The 1,319-nt window shown below is 63.5% G+C and carries 1 protein-coding gene; it reads left to right on the top strand.

Annotation, left to right across the window (positions count from 1 at the left end; translation table 11 throughout):
• Window positions 1-85: 85 nt before the first annotated feature.
• Complete coding sequence (locus CG51_RS18740) at window positions 86-1,294, top strand: ISAzo13 family transposase (protein WP_035747620.1); 1,209 nt, start codon at window positions 86-88, stop codon at window positions 1,292-1,294.
• Window positions 1,295-1,319 lie beyond the last annotated feature (25 nt).

The raw sequence follows: 1,319 nt of genomic DNA, 5'->3' as shown, positions 1-1,319 counted from the left end.
TCGGATCGGTTGTTCCGCGCCTGCGTCGGTGTGACTCAGGCAGGTGCGATTCCCTCTTGTAGCGGTGGAGATTACCCAAGGTGTCATGATCGACTGGCACGGAATAGAGCAGAGGTGGGAGGCGGACGGCTCGAAGCGGGACGAGCGGGGCCGACGAGTGTTCGCTGCAAGCGAGGCGCGCGCGGCGGGTTGGGGCGGGCTGGCCGCCGTATCGGCGATCACCGGACTCGCCCGCTCGACGATCGGTCGGGGGCTGAAAGATCTTGACGCACCGCCGCTGCGGCAAGGCCGCGTCCGGCGTGAAGGCGGCGGCCCAAAGCCCCTGACTGACCGCGACCCGACGCTGCTCACCGACCTTGAGCACTTGGTCGCGCCGGCAACACTGGGCGATCCGGAGCGGCGGTTGCTATGGGTATCAAAGAGCCTCGACAAGTTGGCCTGTGCGCTCACCGACATGGGCCACGCGATCAGCCCCAACAGCGTGCGCAAGCTGCTCATCGGGCTCGGTTTCTCGCGCCAGTCCAACCGAAAGGCGGACGAGGGCTCCAGGCATCCCGACCGCGACGCGCAGTTTGAGCATATCAATGGGAAAGTCATCGCCGCGCAGGCCGCTGGCCAGCCCGTCATCTCCGTGGACACCAAGAAGAAGGAACTGATCGGCAACTTTAAGAATGGCGGAACCGATTACCGACCGAGGGGCGATCCGCGACGCGTGAAGGTCCACGATTTCGAGGACAAGAGCCTTGGCAAGGTGGCCCCCTACGGGGTCTATGACGTGACCGCCGACGAGGGTTGGGTCAGCGTCGGGATTACCGCCGATACGGCAGAATTCGCTGTGGCCTCCATCCGCACATGGCTCGAGCGCATGGGACGACAACGCTATCCCGAGGCGCGCGAACTGACGATCACGGCCGACTGTGGCGGCTCGAACGGGGTGCGTGTGCGGCTGTGGAAACACGAACTCCAGACGTTTTCAGACAAGAGCGGGCTTACCCTCCACGTCCATCACTATCCGCCGGGCACGTCGAAGTGGAACAAGATTGAGCACCGGCTGTTCTGCCGCATCACCCAGAACTGGCGCGGCCGCCCGTTGACCGACCGTCGCGCTGTAGTTGACCTGATCGGTGCGACGACGACCAAGACGGGGCTCAAAGTCGAGTGTGCGCTCGACATGCGCACCTACGAGAAGGGCGTCAAGGTTTCCGACGCCGAGATGGACAGCCTCGACATCACCGGCGACGCGTTCCATCCCGAATGGAACTACACAATTAAGCCAAGGCAGCCAGAAACGTAGCGGTTATAAATGCGGATGTCCTTAG

Origin of the sequence: Haematobacter missouriensis (assembly GCF_000740775.1) — a bacterium.
GTDB lineage: Bacteria > Pseudomonadota > Alphaproteobacteria > Rhodobacterales > Rhodobacteraceae > Haematobacter > Haematobacter missouriensis.
Note: the sequence above shows the minus strand (reverse complement) of the source record. Positions and strands in the feature narration are given on the sequence as shown.

Bases quoted from the DNA above. Each gene is read 5' to 3' on its own strand.
- CG51_RS18740 (WP_035747620.1), top strand. From the start codon at position 86: ATGATCGACTGGCACGGAATAGAGCAGAGGTGGGAGGCGGACGGCTCG.